This is a genomic window from Rhizobium sp. 1399 (genome assembly GCF_031455475.1).
GTDB lineage: Bacteria > Pseudomonadota > Alphaproteobacteria > Rhizobiales > Rhizobiaceae > Rhizobium.
In genome coordinates this window covers 36,086-54,375 of sequence record NZ_JAVDSU010000009.1, presented here as the reverse complement: position 1 = coordinate 54,375, position 18,290 = coordinate 36,086, and the positions used below count along the sequence as shown (strand labels likewise).

General features: G+C 59.3%; 14 protein-coding genes. 10 read left to right on the top strand and 4 right to left on the bottom strand.

Annotated features, from left to right (window positions below; all coding sequences use genetic code 11):
• Nucleotides 1–24: 24 nt before the first annotated feature.
• Together J2X71_RS25045 and J2X71_RS25040 are read right to left on the bottom strand one after the other, a co-directional pair.
• Nucleotides 25–1,521 carry a terminase gene (locus J2X71_RS25045; protein ID WP_310386285.1) on the bottom strand — a complete coding sequence of 499 codons (1,497 nt, stop codon included), beginning with the start codon at nucleotides 1,519–1,521 and terminating at the stop codon, nucleotides 25–27.
• 4 nt (nucleotides 1,522–1,525) lie between these two features.
• Nucleotides 1,526–2,080: a terminase small subunit gene (locus tag J2X71_RS25040; protein ID WP_310386284.1), complete on the bottom strand. Its 555-nt coding sequence runs from the start codon at nucleotides 2,078–2,080 to the stop codon at nucleotides 1,526–1,528.
• Between the two features lie 314 nt (nucleotides 2,081–2,394).
• Between J2X71_RS25040 and J2X71_RS25035 the strand changes: the two genes are divergently transcribed.
• The 6 genes from J2X71_RS25035 to J2X71_RS25010 all read left to right on the top strand — a co-directional run bounded on the left by J2X71_RS25035 (nucleotide 2,395) and on the right by J2X71_RS25010 (nucleotide 12,295).
• Nucleotides 2,395–2,646, top strand: coding sequence for a KTSC domain-containing protein (locus J2X71_RS25035; RefSeq protein ID WP_310386282.1), 252 nt, complete (start codon nucleotides 2,395–2,397; stop codon nucleotides 2,644–2,646).
• Nucleotides 2,643–3,041 (top strand): KTSC domain-containing protein, encoded by a 399-nt coding sequence (locus J2X71_RS25030; protein ID WP_310386279.1) that lies wholly within the window; start codon nucleotides 2,643–2,645, stop codon nucleotides 3,039–3,041. Before J2X71_RS25035 ends, J2X71_RS25030 begins: the two co-directional genes overlap by 4 nt.
• 338 nt (nucleotides 3,042–3,379) lie before the next feature.
• Nucleotides 3,380–3,862, top strand: a complete 483-nt coding sequence (locus J2X71_RS25025) for a hypothetical protein (RefSeq protein ID WP_310386277.1) — start codon at nucleotides 3,380–3,382, stop codon at nucleotides 3,860–3,862.
• Nucleotides 3,859–6,282 (top strand): S8/S53 family peptidase, encoded by a 2,424-nt coding sequence (locus J2X71_RS25020; RefSeq protein WP_310386276.1) that lies wholly within the window; start codon nucleotides 3,859–3,861, stop codon nucleotides 6,280–6,282. The genes J2X71_RS25025 and J2X71_RS25020 overlap by 4 nt, the downstream gene beginning before the upstream one ends.
• Nucleotides 6,279–7,841: a M12 family metallopeptidase gene (locus J2X71_RS25015; protein ID WP_310386274.1), complete on the top strand. Its 1,563-nt coding sequence runs from the start codon at nucleotides 6,279–6,281 to the stop codon at nucleotides 7,839–7,841. Before J2X71_RS25020 ends, J2X71_RS25015 begins: the two co-directional genes overlap by 4 nt.
• Before the next feature lie 902 nt (nucleotides 7,842–8,743).
• A complete protein-coding gene (locus J2X71_RS25010; protein WP_310386271.1) occupies nucleotides 8,744–12,295 on the top strand; it encodes a hypothetical protein in 3,552 nt (1,183 codons plus the stop codon).
• A 6-nt stretch (nucleotides 12,296–12,301) separates the two neighbouring features.
• Here the strand turns inward: J2X71_RS25010 and J2X71_RS25005 are convergent, their stop codons facing one another.
• Together J2X71_RS25005 and J2X71_RS25000 are read right to left on the bottom strand one after the other, a co-directional pair.
• Nucleotides 12,302–12,895 (bottom strand): hypothetical protein, encoded by a 594-nt coding sequence (locus J2X71_RS25005; protein WP_310386269.1) that lies wholly within the window; start codon nucleotides 12,893–12,895, stop codon nucleotides 12,302–12,304.
• Between the two features lie 125 nt (nucleotides 12,896–13,020).
• Nucleotides 13,021–13,755 (bottom strand): TetR/AcrR family transcriptional regulator C-terminal domain-containing protein, encoded by a 735-nt coding sequence (locus J2X71_RS25000; RefSeq protein WP_310386267.1) that lies wholly within the window; start codon nucleotides 13,753–13,755, stop codon nucleotides 13,021–13,023.
• An 83-nt stretch (nucleotides 13,756–13,838) separates the two neighbouring features.
• Here J2X71_RS25000 and J2X71_RS24995 point away from each other — a divergent pair, with 83 nt between their 5' ends.
• The 4 genes from J2X71_RS24995 (at nucleotide 13,839) to J2X71_RS24980 (ending at nucleotide 18,198) form a co-directional block, all read left to right on the top strand.
• A complete protein-coding gene (locus J2X71_RS24995) occupies nucleotides 13,839–14,972 on the top strand; it encodes an NAD(P)/FAD-dependent oxidoreductase (protein WP_310386265.1) in 1,134 nt (377 codons plus the stop codon).
• A 124-nt stretch (nucleotides 14,973–15,096) separates the two neighbouring features.
• A complete protein-coding gene (locus tag J2X71_RS24990) occupies nucleotides 15,097–15,678 on the top strand; it encodes a dienelactone hydrolase family protein (protein ID WP_310386263.1) in 582 nt (193 codons plus the stop codon).
• A 111-nt stretch (nucleotides 15,679–15,789) separates the two neighbouring features.
• Nucleotides 15,790–16,314, top strand: a complete 525-nt coding sequence (locus J2X71_RS24985; protein WP_310386682.1) for a hypothetical protein — start codon at nucleotides 15,790–15,792, stop codon at nucleotides 16,312–16,314.
• Between the two features lie 213 nt (nucleotides 16,315–16,527).
• Nucleotides 16,528–18,198 (top strand): ABC transporter ATP-binding protein, encoded by a 1,671-nt coding sequence (locus J2X71_RS24980; RefSeq protein WP_310386261.1) that lies wholly within the window; start codon nucleotides 16,528–16,530, stop codon nucleotides 18,196–18,198.
• Nucleotides 18,199–18,290: the final 92 nt, after the last annotated feature.

Genomic DNA, 18,290 nt, shown 5'->3' with positions numbered 1-18,290 from the left:
TGCGCAACCACTCCGCAGCGCCACCTAGCCATAGACATCATAATCCACCGCCGCCTTCACCCCGGTCCCCGGCCGGTGACGAATCTTCTTGACCACCGGTTGCGCGAATGTCAGCGCCAGCGCATCGCCTTCGTTGGGCGAGGGCAGACCGCGGTCCTTCATGTCTTCCTTGCTTTCCAGCTGAATCTTGCCATCCAGCCGCGCCACGGTCTCCGGCCCGACCAGATCCTGATAGAGAACCTCATTGGCGGGATCGATTGCGCCGCCGGCCTTCAGCCAGCGTTTCATCTGGCCCCAGATATAGGCGCGCATATTGTAATAGCCGGGGTCCAGAACCTTGGTGGAACCGAACCAGACGAGCTGCCAGGAGCGGCCCATGACCGTGCCGGCGCTGACGATGCCGGTGCCATAACCGGCGTCCACGAAGACCGCATCGGCCTCATATTCATCCTCCAGCCGCGCAATGAGATTGGCGACCTCGATATCATTGTCGTTGCGGGCAATGGTCGCGAGCCGCCTGGAATAAAGCCCCTGGCGCAGCATGATCACCGTCGGGTCATCGCCCGTCCAGGCCGGATCGACGCCCAATATGACAGGCGCGAAGGCATATTGCTCGGAGCGAAGATGGGTGCTGCGGGCCCTGTCGGCATCGTCGGCGGAGATGAACTGCATGGCGGACTGGCTCGGAAACTGGCCGCGCACGCGCACCTTGACGATATCGCTATCCTCGCCGTGATCGTCCACGAGACGTTGAAGGAACTGCTTGTTGGTGCCCGGCACCGAGCGGCTGTCGATCTGCCTTCCCACCCAGCGGTGGCGGAAGCGGCGGAAACATTCGCGGAAACGGCCGCTGTTTCTCGTCGGGTTGCCGAAGACGATCCAGATGATGACGGTGTCCTCATCCGTCAATGCGCCCTCGGCCACTTCCCAGACCTTGTCATGGATCTTCGAGGCCTCGTCGAAGAGCAGAAGGATGATCCTGCCCTTGTTGTGCAGGCCGGCGAAGGCTTCCGTATTGTGCTCGCTCCAGGAGATGAAATCCTGCCGCCAGCTTTCGCTGCGCTCCGGGTCGCGCGACTTGATCGACATGGCCTGCACATCGAACCAGTGGGCGGTGATGGAGAGGCGAAACCACTTGCCGATCTCGGGCGCCGTCTTGGTGCGCAGCTGGCCCTCGGTATTGGCTGTCGTGACCACCTTGCAATCGGCAAAGCAGGACATGGCCCAGTTCGAGAGCATGCCCATTTCCGCCGATTTGCCGATGCCGTGGCCGGAGGCGACTGATATCTGCAGCGGCTGGTAGCGGGTCTCGGGGTCGGCCAGATGGGCGCCGATCAGATCGTTGATCTCGTCCTGCCAGGGGCGCGGGCCATCGTAACCTGCGAGTTCGCCCACACCCCAGTCCCAGGCGAGCCGGCTCCAGCGCTTCGGGCTGAAGCGGCAGGCGGCGGCAAGCTCGATGATCTCGTCATTGGGATCGCGGTTTTCGCTGCCGGAGGGCAGGGGCTTTCGAGGCATCATCGGCCTATTCCGCCTCGCCATCATTGCCTTCAGTGCGCCTTTGCGCGCGCTCCAGTCGCTCGGCAAGCGCGCTCAGGCCCTTGTGCTCGACGATCTCCTTGAAGGCATTGATGCGGATATGCTTGCCGATCAGCTCCAGCCGGCGCAGCCGCTCGGCAAATTTCACCTTTTTCACATGGCCGATTTCGCGACGCTCCTTGCCCGTGCCCTCGTAGAGCGCGGAGATTTCCACATCCGTCACCAGCCCCTGGCGCCAGATGGCAGGCCATTCCCGGATCGGCTTGAGATCGCCATTCTCGTCATAGAGATCGCCGAGATCGGCCTCGGCTTCGGCCGCGAGCCGCGTCAGCAGCCAGTCCGCATCGATCCTCGTGCGCTCGGAGCGCTCCGCCTTCGCTCTTGCGATGGCTGCGGCGATATCAGGCTTCTTCAGCAGCTGATAGGCAGTCACCGCCGCTGCGCGCGCCGAATAACCCGCCCTTATCGCCGCCTGCGCGCCGATGGGATCGACGAGATATTCCTCCACAAAGCGCTGCTGCCGCGCCGTCAATTCGCTCATGCCATCACACCTCGGTTTGCCGAGGAGATAACCTGATAATGGTTGGTGCAATGAACGGAAAGGCAACGGAGAATTGTGAACGACAGGCGGGAACCTTTCCGGAGCCTATGCGTTTGGTGCCTCAGCCGCTTTTCGTGCCACGCCATTCCGGAGGAAAATGGATCGATCTGCCTACCTCAAAGCAAGAAATTCCCCGTGGAATACGCTCGTCACACATATCCAAATCTTAACGACCTGATCTTTTGAACGAAAAGCTATTCGTTACGCGAAGCATTGAATTGATTAGGGATTTATTAGAATAGAGGAGCTTGCTGATGCTTGAAAAACTTAAGAATGCTATCGGTGAAAAGGCGCGCCGAGACAGGGAAATCAGCAGAATTGGCTATAGCGAAGAGCCTTCGAGGCTCGTCGTCGAGTTTTCCGACGGCAGCTTGCACACGCATGTCGATGTCATCGAAGGGCACATTGTCGGCCTGCGCATTGCCGAGGACAAGCTGGATTTCTACGAATCCCAGATCGAGCCGTCGAACCGCCCGCTGGAAGCCGAAGGTGCAGGGCGCAGATGAGCCGAACCCATCACGGGCAAGGGGGCGAGCACGGGGGGCGGCATGACTACGCGGAAGGTGCTGCTGCCGCGCCCGGCCAACGCGGGGCTCAGTCTCAAGTGATCTCCGGAGATGCCGGCACCCGCCCGAGGGTGGCGACGCTTGAACTCGCATCGCATCTGATCAGGGAGATCACCTATGATCCTGCGACAAAGGTCCTCGAAGTCGAGCACCGCCTGAAAGGCCGCCGCCGATATTTCGACGTGCCTCCCGCCGTTGTCCTAAACCTGATCACCGCGCCATCGCCCGGCTGGTATTACACGCAGCACATCCGCGATGCCTTCCCCCGCGACGACGACGGAGCCCACAGGCACTTTTCCTTCCCCCGGCTTTTCTCCCGCGGGCATCATCACTGATGTCGATTGGTTAGGTTTTGAAGTTCAAAATATGTGTGGGGAGCCTCCATAACTTTGACTGTTATTGAGGTCGGCCGCATATTACTCCCTCAATAAATCCTTTCCGAGATAATCTCCACATTGTAGTGCGTATCTCACATATCATTGATATGCATCAAGAAATTTTCGTAGAATACAAATTTTATATGCTTTCCGACTGAATAGGGTTTCCTGCGCAATTTCTATCGAGAGCGTCTCTCGAAATGTTATTCTGGTGTGTTCACTGTGAATAAATCTTATTCACTCGACTTTTGCGTGAATTCTGATTTAATAATACAATCGCATTCGTGGAGGGGCAAATGCGGTTGCTATATATCTTTGCGACTTTCTCAGTTTTGCTTTCCGGCTGTGGAACATACACTCCGCGGCAGGTTGCCGAGCCTTCGAATATCTCTCTAAAGGAAGCCGTGTTCGAGGTCGCAGATGCTCTGAACGAAGTGCAGGATCGCGTTCCGCTAGAGCGACGGACTGGCTTGTTGGCAGACGAAGTCACAGTTGTTTTTAACGTCGCGGCGACATCAACCACCACCAATACGGCGGGACTTACGATCTCAAATGTTGCGTTGGCAGGCGTCGGCGGAACGTTGGGCGTCAACGGCCAAACTCAAAATGTCAGTCTGGGCAATCGCGGGAACACCGTCACGATCAAGTTCAAGAATATTGCGACGGCGGACATGAGCAAATCGAACTTCAAGCCAACGCGCGTATGCACGGGCAACGAGACTGTTGGGCCGTGCGTAAAAGCCACCTTGGATGAACCTTCTGGAGGTAGGAAGCGATGAGCAGAACGAGAATTTTTGTTGCCGTAGCTTGGTTCATAGGTCCATCTCTTTTCGGTTCGGAGGTCCAGGCGCAGGAACCTGGCGAGGCAGCCGCGATCACATTCGATTATCGAAGTGGGACTATCAGCCAGGAATTCCTGGGCTGGGTTGCAAAGTATGGGGCGAGGGCTCCCGTCAAGTATGACCCGAATGCGAAGATCAGCGATTACGTGAAAATACTCTGCAGCGATGTCGCCAGCGTGAACATTCAATTGTTCAAGCAAAGCCTTGCCGATCAGGGCGTGGTCGTGGACAGCAACGATCGCGTCCAGCAGGCGGAAGGCGGCAGGCTGCTCTTGCCGCCGTGTTTGCCGGTCCCGTCTACGACGACTGTCGCGCGTGTCGTACTGCGCGACGAAAGGTTCTGGGACTATTACAGACAGAGCGGCACCGCTCCTTCTTTCAAGATCGATGGCATCGATTCCCAGTCGCCGACGGCCGTTGCGGCCGACAAGGGCCTCTCCTCGGCGTTGAACGGGATTGCGGACGCGATTGCGGATGAGATTGCGAAGGGTGGGCTTACGGGCGAAACTACGGATGTCGGCTACTATGTCACGGAGCGGTATCTCAAGCAGCCGGGCAGTTCCGGCAAAGAACAGGGTGAGGTCGCCTGGGATGCGTTTCTTGCGGCGAACGCGTTGAAGCGCGCAGGCTTCGACGACGATCAGATCAAGAAAACGGTATACGCTTCTATCGACACGGCATCGCCAAAACTCAAGGAGGGCGTCGATGCGGCCTTAAAGCGATGGAGCGGTGCAAACCAGCTTTCGTCGGATGAGTGGACGACGCTTCTGGCGGACACCAGCTTCGATCAGAACGCGGATTTTTCAAAGCAGGTCACCTGGTTCGATCCCAGCCCGTCGCCCAAGAAGGATCCGGCTGCCCTGAAAACGGGCGACATCGTGGCGATACCAACCACCACCATGCAGAGCGTGCAGATCCCTGTCGACTACGCTTCACTGTCAATGTCGAATCCTTCGGAGGCCGCGGAATTCCTGAAGAACAATCCGCCGCCAAGCCCGACTAACGATGATTCTGAGAGCAAGGCGGAGGTCACGCTGCTGGATGCCCAGCCGATCGACGACATCAAGGCCGGCACCTGCGATAGCGCCACTTACAGATACTGGGGAACGCAGGCCTTCGCGCGCGAGTTTGCGGCAGCCGCGATGCGCACCCGATGGCTTGCCTTTCGTATGGGTGTCGAGAAATTTGAGGCGACCATCGTCGTGGTGGATTCCGGCTTCGTGCGTGCCAATGAAGAAGGCGCGTTCCGCGGCGCCTTAACGCAGGGGGGCTCACTTCTGCACGAGCAGAATCCGACGACAGCACTCGGCCCCAAGCGGGCGCACGGCACGATCGTTGCAGGCCTGGCATTGGGCGGACCGGATCTGTGGGGCATGGCCCCGGCGCTTGGGCTCGATGTGAGGATCACGCCTGCAACCATCTTCGATGTGCGCATGCAAAACAACGTCGCGACGCCCATTTTTCAAGTGCAATGGCTCAAGAATGCCATCGGCACGGGCGGCGATATTTTCAACATCAGTTTTGCCGGAAAACAACAGGCTCTGACCGACGCATTTCGGGATTATGTCGGCAAGACAAGCAGCAAGTTATTCATCGTCGCGGCCGGCAACAACAATCTGAACGACGACGTGAAAGGCGCCGATATCAACAATACGGAACTCTATCCGCAGAGGCTCGGCGGCAACGACCGCGGACCGAACGTGATTGCGGTCGCCGCCTATGATGGGAAGAAGCTCGCAACATTCTCGAATTACTCGGATCTTTACGTGTCGATCGCCGCCCCGGGATGTGCGGTCGCCAGCTGGGCTCCGAGTGACGACAACTCGAAATACGAGGAACGGCGGGTTACCGGCACGTCATTCTCGACGCCGATCGTAGCGCACGTCGCGGCGATCGTGAAAGCGCTGATGCCGCAGCAATTCTCCGAGCCTCGATATGTGCGGGCGCGGATATTGGCTGGCGCGGATCTTACCAAGGAAGTGACTGGTGTCGAGGACGGCCGGCTGCTCAATCCGATCAAGACGGTCTCGCTGTATGAGGATGTGGTCGAGGTAGAAACGGCGGGATCGCGCCAGCTGTTGATAGGCTCCCTTCAGAGCAACGTGACCATCAACGAACTTTGCGAAGAACTTGGGACGCCTGCGGGAGATGTGCAGCTGCTGAAGTTCGCGCGCGATCCGACGCCGGCAGGTGAGAAGGATTCCATCGTTTACATCATGCGGGACGGAATTCTCGACAATTCGAGAACCTGCAAACATAAGCCGGGCTTTCTGGCGTTCAGGACAGGGACCGGGGAAGATGTCGTGCTCAACCTCGACGACGTTGTCGACATGGTGCTGAAGGTGAAAAAACCATGAATAGAATCCTTGCAGCTTTGGCAATGGCGCTGATCGGCTGGGGCGCATGCCATGCCCAGTCAGCCAATGAACAGGCCGCGCGCCCCGAAGAGGGGGGCAGTCAGGATACCGATACCATCTCGCTGACTGTCGGTGGTATCGGGTACCGCATCAGCTTCCATGAGGGGGATGAGGGAGAGGCGCTTTACCAGGGCGACATAATCCTGGGGCCTATTGAAAAGCTTCGCGATTCCGACAACGTGGCACTCCAGGACCTGGGATCGGAGATCCTGTTCGGTCTTGCAATTCGCAATAAGGACACCCGCTGGCCAAATGGGGAAGTCCTGTATCGGATAAACAAGGATTTACCGGCTCCGGGGCGTGTTCAAAGTGCCATCGCTGCATGGGAGGCGGCGACCCCTATCCGGTTCAAGCAGATAACCACTGCCAAGGGAAATTTTGTCGATTTCGTTGCCGGAGGCGGCTGCAGTTCCGCCGTTGGCATGGTTGGTGGGCGACAAGTCGTCAGGCTCGCGAACGATTGCACTGTCGGCAATACCATTCACGAGATCGGCCATGTCCTTGGACTTCATCATGAGCAGGCAAGGGGGGACCGCAATCAGCATGTCATTGTCTACGGAAATAATATCATAGACGGGGCCGAGGGGAATTTTGAAACCGATCCAACGACTTATAAAGACATAGGCACCTATTGCTATGACTCGATCACGCACTATGGCAAGTATGCTTTTTCTAAGAATCCCGGTGTGTTGAAGACCATCGAAACTGTCCCGGCGAACCTTCCGATAGGCCAGCGTGTCAAGCTGGCACCCTGCGATATCGAAACAATCAGCAAGATATACGGTCTGGCCGCGGATGATCCGGCGAGTCCAGTATTCGAGGGCGAACTTGAGCTGATACCCGATGGATGCAAAGAGCAGGGTGAATGCTTCCTGAAAAATGATCTGACATTTACCGATGCCCGCGGTGTTCGCTGGCGTGCCGGCAAATGGATTCCGGGCTCGCCGGAAAGCATTGAAACCGGGAAGACGGACGGTGCCTCAATACCGGATTGGGCGCGGTTCATTGTCGGTGAACCGTTCAACGATGAATACTTGAAAGCCGCGGTAATACACGATCATTACTGCTACAAAGAAAATCACGTTCGGAGTTGGCGTGAAACTCACCGCATGTTCTACAACGCGATGATTTCACTGAACGTGCCTGATCCCAAAGCCAAATTGATGTATGCGGCCGTCTATCTCGGAGGACCGAGATGGACAAGGCTGGTCCCGGGTGAAAGCTGCGGACCTCTATGCCTTTACGATGCCGTCAAGGGGCTCTCGACTGTAAATAAGGTCGGAAGCGACTTGGTGCTCGTCGAGAAGGATCGGTACAATGATGTTACCTTCAAGAAAGATCTCGAGACAATCCAAGCGAGGCTCGAAGCGGACCCCACCGTTTCTCTTTCTCAAATAGAGGACATGGTAATTCGGATACGTCCCGATGACTCGTTCGACAGAGCCGGGGGCGAGCATGAAGTTTTGGGGCCGAGCGACGTGATTCTTTTCGGCCAATAAGCCCGCATCCTCAAAGGAGCATTTGAATAACCGTCGGTGGCATTCGTGCGGCGCCTTTGCCATACGGCCACCTGCTCCGTATCGAGATCAATAGGATGTTCGTAGACGAGCCCTGCCTGCGCTTTGCTCATCGAGTTGTCGGTTTGGGTGGGAGATTGGCGTCCGAAGGCTTGTCGGGAAGGCTTCGTTATGAGGCAGCGTCGGCCGGCATGACGGCGAGGATGGGCTAAGTCATTGATCCTGAATAAGTGATGCAGGAAAGCGAAAAAACTTTTGTATTTTTTTCCGTCGTCAGGTGCTCTCTCCTGATTTGAATCTCTTTACGCGTATTTTTGGAGGAAAGTGGATCACTTATTCAGGATCAATGACTTAGCGGCATTTTTGGGCGTTTTTGCCGCATTTTTCAAAATTCTTTTTCAGGATCAATGGGTTAGTGGTGGGAGGAAGAAGAATGCGAGCTGGTCGCGGCGCTTTCTGGGGTTCTGCGTGACGCCGAACCCGCCCTCCAGTCATGTCCGAAATGCGTGATATCTATAGTTACGAATGTGCTAATTCAATGATAGATAGCATTGTGTTAAAGTGAAAAGACAGGCTAACAAGGCCGTAAATCTTTATTTCACAGCGTCTTTCTTTGCGCTCGACTGTCGCTCACGGCAGGCGCTCTTTCCTCGTTATTTCAAATATGCTACTATAAAGTGAGTTAGGGAGGGTAACATGCGTATCTTCGTACTACTCATCGCTATCGGCCTCTGCATATCGACCGTCGCTGTCGTTCCGCCTGCTGCAGTGGCGGGCCCGTGCGATCCGAATGTCGGCAACTGCTAGCCAGAGAAATCCGGATACACCGGCACTGACTGCTCCCGCTTGAGAACCTGCGAACGCCACGATTTCTGGAGAGGCGGATGGATAATCCTTGGCCGGCGGATATCCCGTGGTCGCTCTGGAACTACCAGGGCCTGACCCTTAGCGACATGCCGCAACTGCCCATGATGGGCGTCCGGTTCGAGCCCTCTTTCCTTTACGCTTTCGCTTTCGGCTGCTTTTTCGTGGCCTTCTTTTCCTGGCCGCGGTTCAAGGCGAAGGGGCGGAATATCAATGCCACCTCGGAAGCGCTGCGCGATTTCGACCCGACGGATCTCGGCGGCCAGAATTCGCTGCACAGGGCCTATTTCATCTATGCCGGCGCGATGCTCATCCTCTATGTGTCGCTGACCTTTTTCGGCAAGCTGATCTTCCAGGCAACGCAGATGATCCCCGTTGCCGGCATTTCCGTCGATATTGCCGAATTGAAATTCGACAGTCCGCAATGGCCGCTGACCCTTGCCTTTGCCTTTGCGGGGCTTGCGGATCTGCTGCCACCGGTGCGGATCGCCGAGGAGTGGCTGCGCAATCGCGCCTACCGGGCAGCCGGCATCCCCGTGCGCATCGAACAGACCACCCGCAGCCTGATCGCCACACTGGAGGAACCGCCGGCGCGCAACGGCGAGCGCCGGGAGCATTTGCGCAACAGGGGCAGGGGCTCGCTTGCCGAAATGCTGGAGCGCTTTCGCAGGAACTGGTGGGACCAGATCGATGGCAATCCACCCGTCAAACGGCTGCTCGGAAAGCGGACGTCGCGAACCCGCGAGCTGCTCTCGCTGCTGTCGGAACTGGAGCTCTTGATCGTCTGGGCAAAGACCACGCGCGGCAGCTGGCCGGGCGCCGAGGTTTCAGCCCGCGTGCGGGAGGCGGAGACCAAATTCGTCGATAAGGCCGATGCCCTGCTGAACAGCTTTCAGCGCCGGCTACAGGAAACCGGCGATTCCAAGGCCACCGATCCGGCCAATGCCGCCAATCCCGATCTGCATGCAAGCGAAACCCGGTTCGACGATCATATCTCTGAGGTCATGAAGGACGCGACTGACGTCCGTTTCGAACTGGTGACGCTGCTTGCGATCTTCCTCGAGCGCGATCCGGATTTTCGCGGGCCGGCCAGGGCGCCGAAGCCCGGCCAGGCGCACCCGATCGATGCGCTTGCCGATCTGCTGCTGGAAACCGACCGGCCGGATGCCGTCGGCAGTGGGCCGGAGGCGGGCCTGCTGCTCTCGCTCATCCCGGTCTTCATCCTGTTTGCGGCCAGCGCCTGGCAGGGCGCGCAGGAGCTTGTCAGCCAATATGTGGAGACGACGAACCTCGCCGGCGTGTTGCTGACGGCACTGCTTGAAACCTTGAAGATCGCCTCGTTGACCTGGCTGCCGCTTCTGGCGGCCTTTTCGCTGCGTCAATACCGGTGGGATACGAAGGATTGGGTCGGCGCACAGCAGGATTGGGAATATAGAAGCTCCTCGCGCCTGTCGCAGATGATGGGCTGTCTTGCGCTTGCGCTCGCCGCCTCCGTCATCGGGTTGATCGGCGTTGCGATGCTGCGGGCCTTTTCCATCGCTCCGAATGCCAATTATTTCAACGCGCTGCTCTTCGGCGGATCAGCCCCCTTCATGCTCTATTATCCGACCCTTGCCGTCACCCTTCTCCCCATGGTGCCGATATGCCTGGCGGCGGCCGATGCGCGGGCGCATGGAAGGCCGGTCCTTAGTCATGCGGTGCTCTGCGCCGCTTCGGTGCTGGTGCTTTCCATCGCCCATAGCTGGTTCTGGGATCCCGGCTGGCCGGGCGACTGTTTCAGGGCGGAGACAATTGCGACCGCAGCATGCAGCCGGCGGTCGGATACGCTGAGCCGGCTTATCCTGACGGTCCTGGCATTCCTTGCAAGCTGGAACCTCGGCCAGCCCGGCTTCAGCCGAACGCGGCGACGGATCAACCGAAAGCAGGCAGAGCTTGCCTGCGCTGTCATCATGGCCGCCACCTTCGTGCTCAGCACGCCCGTTTTCGCTCGCGACGTGCGCGTCGGCTTCCGCGACAATATCGAGCCGTTTTCCTATCTGGTCGATGATTCCAACGGAAAGGCGCATCATATCGGCTATCTGGCGGACCTCTGCCACGAGATATTCTCGGTCGGCGGATTTACGATCGAGGAAGTGTCGGTCACGACGGCCGAACGCTTCAAGCTGGTGAACGGGGAGCCGGTCGGCGACAAGAAGCCCGTCGAGGTTCTTTGCGATACCGTGACCATGCGCTTTGCCGGGGCGTCACTCAGCGCCAACGGCGATTCAGGCGACGATGCCGATGGCCGGTCCAAACGCGACCGGAAAAGCATCTACTCGCCGATCGTCTTTGCCTCCGGCGTCTCCTATCTCGTCCGATACTCGCGAGATGCGACTGCGTATTCCGGCGATGTCGCGATCGGTTATGTTTCGGCAACGACGGCCGCAGATGTTGCCTTCAAGAGCTGCCAGGTCGACTTCTTCAGGGCGCTGGCGCCGACCCAGAGAAAGGCGATGTACGAGCGGTGCCGTTTCCTCGATGCGGCGGCGGCGGCCAGGAGCAGGATCGAGATGCTGCTGCCAGACAATCCCGGCCCGCGTGCTTCTGCCCCAGCATCGCCTGAAAAGGCGATGCCAAGTGATATCAGCGTATCGCCCGAAAACGCGCCACCAATTGATATCAGGCCATCGCTCGAAAAGGCGCTGCAAAGCGCGCAGACTCTCGCGGACCTTCCGATTCAGCCTGATACGACATCCTTTCGGCCGCTGCCGTCCCAGGAGATGGCGCGCAATCTCATCAGCACGCTGAAGGAATTTTGTCCGCCGGACCCGAAGAAGGCGGACGACCAGGCCGAGCAGCCGATTGTCCTGTGCGACAGGGCGCTGAAGGCTGATCCGGTCAAGCTGATAGCCGCCGTCACCGATCCGCTTTGCCCGTCAGCCAATCCTCCCGAGAAGAAGCCACTCAGCGAGGCTGACAAGAAAAAGAGATCCTGGCGTGAATATCATTTCTGCCCGATGAAGGACTACGGGGATCTCATCCGGTGGTTCTGCAGCCCGAATCCCGGCCTGAGGCCGATCTTCATGGGCGATCGGGAGCTGATCCTCGGCAAGCTCGACAGCTGGAACGCCCGCAATGCTCCCTGCGCGGTGGAACAGCTGATTGGCGCCGAATACCTGACCTACGAACCCTACGCGCTTCTCGTCAGTCGAGACGATCCCGAGCTGGTGAAGTTCGTGCAGACGCGCGTCTACCAGATCTTTTCCCACCGCTCGACGGCAACGGCGCGCTTCGCCTCCTATTTCCCCAAGCGCAGCATGTCTCCGGCGCTCGCCTATCTCTACCTTCTGAACGCGGTCGATCCGGAGGAGGGCTATCTCGTTCCCTGCAATACGCAGGACAAGGCGAAGAGCGACGGACCGGGCCCACCTTCAGCGGTGTCCGGCCAGGCTGACGACGTCAGGTCCTGCGCAGATGACGAGGCCGAAGAGAAGCCCGGTCCTGTCGCCGTGGGAGCCTGGCTGGCGGCTGCCGGTGACCGGGCACGGGCGATGCTGTCTTCGGTGCTGCGCGACACGGGGATCGTGGAGTGACCCGGCTCAAGGTTGCGGGGTTTTCGACCCCAAATAGGCGCGTTCCAATCCCTGCTGCAGAACATAGGGAAACTCGGCTCTGTCGAGCTTGTAATTGTCGGCAGGTGCGTCGGCGACGTTCGACATGATCAGCCGGACCTTCGCATAGGCATAATTGCAGCTGAGACTGTCCTCGATGCCCTGGAATTCCAGCTGCGAGAGGCACTCGATCATATCGAAGTCGGGATTATCGTCGCCGAGAATGGATGCGACCATGCGTGCGATGTTGCTGAGGCCCCTCTCGCGCCCGAGAGGCGTGAAGCGGGTCGGCCCGCTTTTCCTCGCGATATCCTCTATGATCGTCCAGGCGGCGGCGTCATCGATCTTTTGCGGCGGTTGTGTATCATTGCCTGCCATCTGGATGCGGAGGACAGCTCTCCAACAGCTATCGACTTTCTTTCCGACGATCCTGGCGGTGGTGGAACATAGGTAAATTGCTCCGCGATTGCCCGAATATTTATCCAGTGCCTGCTTGAAGGTCAGCGCTTCCTTGCTGAAGCCGACACCCGGAAGCAGGATGATGATCGCAAGAAAGAACAGACGCCACCGGCTGTTATGCATGAAAGCTCCCCAATGCTGGCATTCAGTCATTCGTGACCGCTTGTATATCCGAACTTGCCGCCCGCAATCCATTCATAGGCCTCGGTTGAGACCACGACAGGGCGAGAGCCACCCGTTCCGCGGTCTCAGCTTACTCGATCTGTCCGGCCGATCGTGCCGATGCCAGCGAGGATCAGGTCGATGCCGGCGAGGAATTGCTCGCGGTCGTCATGGTCGCTGAGCTTCGTCGCCAGGTGATGCACGAAGGGATAGCGTGCCGGGTCGAGCTCGGTCCAGCTTGCGGCAATAGTGCCGAGGGCGGCCGTCCTGTCCGTGCCTTGCGGCAGCAGGCGGGCATTGGCGGCATTCTGTCCGGCAACGCCGAGGATATAATTGACGAGCGCCGACCCGGCATTAAACAGCGCCTCTTCGGGAACACCGAGCGCCTGCAGCCTTCCGCCAATCGCTTCGAAGATCTCCAGCATTGCCGCCTGCCACGGCTCGCGAAAAAGATGGGTGCCGACCCAGGGATGGGCGTCGATGGCGTCAAACAGGCCGAGGGCAAAGGTGCGGATCGCCTGGCCCGGTTCGGCATCTTGCGCGACATCGGTCAGCACGCGGCCGATGATGGCGTCGGTGGCGGCGGTCAGCAATTCATTCTTGTCGGCGACATGCCAGTAGATCGCTCCGCTGCCCGTCGAGAGACGTGCTGCGAGGGCGCGGAAGGTCAGGGCATTTTCGCCCTCGGCATCGAGGATATGGATCGCCGCTTCGACGATCCTTTCCTTTGAGAGGGCGTCGGTGCGCCGCTCGCTGCGTTGGGTTCTGTTTGGGCGGGTTCTGGTCCGCCGAGTCTTGATTTGCTGATTCCTGATTTTCATGGGCCGCATCTTGACATGAATGGAACGACGTTCCAATTACTATCTATGGAACGTCGTTCCATTCATCTTCGGGAAGGAACATAATGACTGTAAAAGTCACGATCGTCGGGGCAGGCCTCGGCGGCCTCACGCTTGCCCGCGTCCTCGCCGTCAAAGGCATAGGAGCCACGATCTATGAGGCGGAGCCTTCGGCCGAGGCCCGCATGCAAGGCGGCCAGCTCGATATTCACCCGCATAACGGCCAGCGGGCGCTGGAGGATGCCGGCCTTACCGAGGCGTTCCGCGCCATCATCCATCACGGCGCCCAGGCCGCACGCGCGCTTGACCAGCATGGCGCGGTGCTGCTGGAGAAGGCCGATGACGGCGCGCTGTCGCGTCCGGAAGTGCTGCGCGGCGATCTGCGCCGCATCCTCGTCAGCTCCCTGCCTGCGGGCACGATCCAGTGGGGCAAGAAACTCACCGGCGTTGCGGCACTCGGCGCCGGCCGGCACGCGCTGAGCTTTGCCGACGGGACCAGCGTCGTCAGCGATCTGCTTGTCGGGGCAGATGGTGCGTGGTCGAAGGTGCGGCCGCTGCTTTCGGATGCCAAGCCCGCCTATGTCGGCACGGCCTTCATCGAAACTTATCTCCATGATGCCGATGTCCGCCACACGGGTGCGGCAGAAGTGGTCGGCAGCGGCGCGATGTTTGCGCTTTCGCCGGGCAAGGGCATCGTCGCCCATCGCGAGGCGGGCGGCGTGCTGCACGCCTATATCCAGATGAACCGCTCGCCCGAGTGGATCGCCGGCATCGACTTTTCTGACACCACTGCGGCAAAGGCCAGGATCGCCGCGGAATTTGCAGGCTGGGCGCCGGCGCTCACTGCACTGATCACCGAAAGCGATACGGCGCTCGCCCCGCGCCTGATCCATGCGCTGCCGGATGCGCACCGGTGGCCGCGTCGACCCGGCGTGACGCTTATCGGCGACGCCGCCCATCTGATGGCGCCATCGGGCGAGGGGGCAAACCTGGCTATGTTCGACGGCGCCGAGCTCGCAAAGGCAATCGCCGCACAGCCCGACAATATCGAAGCAGCGCTCGCCGCCTATGAAGAGCCGATGTTTACCCGCAGTGCAACGGAGGCGGAAGGCGCCCGCTTTATCCTGGATCTCTGCGTCGGCGACCGGGCGCCCTATGGGCTGGTGGATTTCTTCACCGGCAAGCTCGGGCAGGGATGAGGCGCCAAGCCTCGATCTTGCCGGCGGGGGTTCCTTCCGTAACGCGTCCGCACTCTTCCCGGCGAAGCGATGACTCTGTAAACTGGCCGGACGTGTGTCAGACCATCTCACCCGGAGGTTCCCTATGGCCGAGGTCTTGTTGTTCCACCACGCACAGGGGTTGACCCCGGGCGTGCGCGCCTTCGCCGACGACATCAGGGCCGCCGGTCACATCGTGCACACGCCTGACCTCTTCGACGGACGCACGTTCCAGAGCATCGATGCGGGTCTCGCCTATATCGGTGAGACCGGATTCGACGACATGCGGGAGCGGGGCGTCCGCTTGGCCGACAAACTGCCTGCCGGGATCGTCTATGCCGGGTTCTCGTTCGGCGTGCTGCCGGCGCAGAAGCTCGCGCAGACACGGCTAGGAGCCCGCGGAGCCCTGCTTTTCTACTCCTGCCTGCCGATCAGTGGCACGTGGGCCTTCGGGCCCTGGCCGGACGGCGTCCCGGTGCAGATTCACGGCATGGACAACGACCCGGTCTTCGTCGGCGAGGGCGACATCGACGCGGCCCGCGAGATCGTGGCGAAGGTCGAGGACGCGGAGCTTTTCCTGTATCCCGGCGACCAGCACTATTTCGCCGACAGTTCGCTCCCATCCTATGACGCGGATGCAACCGCGTTGCTCACTACCAGGGTGCTTAAGTTCCTGGATCGGGTTTGATCCATTCCGGCGTCCCGGCAACCGGAACGATCGGCCGGCCTTCGCGAGAGGGTGCATCTGGCCAATAGAGGCAGCGATTGACCTGCCAAGGCGAAGATGTAGCCTGTGTCCATGCATGACGCGCTGCTCGACTATGCCGATCTCATTTCGCTGCTGACGGCCGTCGGCACCTTCGTCGCGATCGTCGCCGGCGTCGTCGAGCTCATCAAGGCGCGCCGCGCCCATCTGAAGGAGAAGGAACAGGAGTTCAACAGCTCCTATCTGACGATCAGCGATGCCTATCACCGGCTGCTCGAACTCTCCGTCGAACATCCCCACCTCGGCATCTTCCCCTGGCAGGAGGAACCCGCCGACCTCTCACCCGACGACCTCGTCAGGCGCGACATTTTCTACGAGATGATGATCTCGATCTTCGAGCGCGCCTTTCTGGAACGGCACAAGACGCCTGAAATAACAGAGCATTTCTGGCCCGGCTGGGAGACGTTTCTCAAGCGGCAGATCGAGAAGCCGTCGTTCCGGAAATATTGGGGGATATTCGATGGGGAAGGGGCGTTCGGGGCTTATGATGCGCGGTTTGAGGCGTTTGCGCGGGGGCTGGATGGCGGGCAGGGCGCGGGTGGTCAGGATGGAGCGTGACGGCGGGGTGAGCTCGGCCTCTCGATGAGGAGGGCAAGTGGTGTGCCGCTCGCCGCTGGGTAAAAGTCTCAGATTAGATGACAAAGACCAGCGGTCTTGGCAGCTATCTCAACCGTGCACCAAGAGCAGCCATTGAAGCTGCCCGCCTTTAAAGTTGACTGTAAAAATCAACTAGCATAGCGAAGACGTCATCTTCCCAGGCTGGAGTCGATCATGACAGTCGCAAACTCTGCGATCGTGCCGATCTTGCGTTCGCTCATTGCTCAGTATTTCCGGCAGGCTCACACCACCACGGCGCTTGTCGTTCTCGCTACCATGATAGGGGCGGTCGCTTCTATCGCCTCTCCCTATCTCTTTTCCCGCGCCGTCGATGACCTGTTGAAAGTCGGGGATCATGGCGGTGCGCTTGGAACGTTGCTTCTGTACGCGCTCCATTTCGCCATCGCGACCGGGTTTGGCCAGGCGTCCCGTTTCCTGATTTTTCTTTGCGCCGAGCGGCTTTGCTTTATCGCGAATTCTACATTTTTTGCCCGCATCCTTCGGAAGAAACCTGCATTCTTCCTCGACCACAATGCAGCCGAGATCGGAAGGGCGCAGCAGCAAGGGGCCGAGACCCTCAACATCATCACGCAGTTGAGCATTGGCGGTTTGCTGCCCGGTTTCGTCCAGATTATTTTCAGTGCAGGCCTTCTCGGCCATTTCATAGGCTGGGAAATCGCTCTGATCGTCGTGATCTATGGAGCGGTGGTGATTGGCCTTGATTATGTCAGGGTCGGGCGGGTGACGCCGTTCCTCGACAAGGCAATGGAACGGAGCCAGCAGAACGCGCAGCTTATCGGCAATGCCGTTGCCATCGTCGACACGTTGCGTCAGACACGCGGCGAAAGGTGGATGGCGGAGCGGTTTGCCGCAAGCGCAAGCGATGCCTTCGCGAACTGGCGGCACTATGCGCTCGCAAGCAGCAGCTTCTCCGTCGTGCTTGGCATTGCGGCCGGGTTCCAGCTTGCAATCACGTTTCTGATCCTCGTTCCCCGCGTCGATGCCGGGCTGCTGTCTGTCGGCGCAGTGGTGCTTTTCAACACGCTGCTCATCCAGCTCAATGAACCCTTCCATCTCGTCGGAATGGCGATCAAGGAAACGGTGGAGGCTGCGGCCCGATTTCGCCCGCTTGCCGCCATGTGGCATGCGCCGGAAGAGGAAGACCCTGCAGATCCAATCTCCTATCGCCCATCGCAGGGGGTGGTCGCGTTCGACGATGTGACGTTCCGCTATGAGAATGGGCGTGGCGTTACGAAAACATCATTCGGCATACAAAGGGGAACACCAACTTTCATCGTAGGCGAGACGGGCTCGGGCAAGTCCACCATCCTTCGCCTGCTTCTCAAGGCGCTGCAACCTTCCGAGGGGCGCATTCTGGCTGACGGGATCGATCTGGCCCGGATTGCCAGCGAAGATTGGTTCGCGCATGTCGGCGTGGTGCCGCAGGACGTGGCGCTTCTCAACGATACGCTTCTGTCGAACATCGTTCTCGGTCGCCCCTTTGATGCCGAACGCCTGCGCGAGGCGGCGCGGCAAGCCTCTATCCTTGAACGGATCGAAGGCATGCCTGATGGTTTCGAAACGGTGGTTGGCGAGCGAGGGCTGAAATTATCGGGCGGCGAACGCCAGCGCATAGCAATCGCAAGGGCACTCTACGGCAAGCCGGCGATCCTCGTCCTCGACGAAGCAAGTTCTGCGCTCGACGAGGAGACTGAACGGCAAATCATGGATGGCCTGCGTGATCTTGCCGACGATCTTACCATCGTGGCCGTCACACATCGGATGTCATCCATTCGCCCAGGCGATCAGATCGTGCGTCTGCCTGTCGTGACGTCAGCGAAATAAAGTGCGCGTTGGGCCGCTTTCGGACCGGCGCGCTCAAACGCCGGCCACGCAGTTGGCTCATTGTAGACTTTGCCGGATAGCCATCCTGCAGG